General features: G+C 54.5%; 1 protein-coding gene. It reads left to right on the forward strand.

The annotated features are described in order from the left end of the window. Nucleotides 1-299: substrate-binding domain-containing protein (locus C1I93_RS33480; RefSeq protein WP_181445409.1), on the forward strand; the 299-nt coding region annotated here is incomplete at its 5' end. Between the last annotated feature and the right edge of the window lie 86 nt (nt 300-385).

Below are 385 nucleotides of genomic sequence, written 5' to 3' on the forward strand. Positions count from 1 at the left end.
CCATGAAGCAGGGCTATGAGCATACGGCAAGCGTCATCATGCCGGATACCACCGCGTTAGTCTGCGCCACCGATACGCTGGCGTTGGGCGCCAGTAAGTATTTACAGGAGCAACGTATTGAGACGCTGCAACTGGCAAGCGTCGGGAATACGCCGCTGATAAAATTCCTGCACCCGGAGATCGTCACTGTCGATCCTGGCTATGCTGAAGCCGGACGACAGGCGGCTTCGCAGCTGATCGAACAGATCAATGGCCGCTGCGAGCCGCGCCGGATCGTCATTCCTTCTACCCTCGCCTGAGTGACTGATTAAACGGAATACCACGAGTAATTTGTGATCGTCGCTGTGTTTCGGGAACGTTCCCATTTTTAAACCAACGTTGAAGA

The organism is Micromonospora endophytica (genome assembly GCF_003236305.1).
In the GTDB taxonomy this organism is placed as follows: Bacteria; Actinomycetota; Actinomycetes; order Mycobacteriales; family Micromonosporaceae; genus Micromonospora; species Micromonospora endophytica.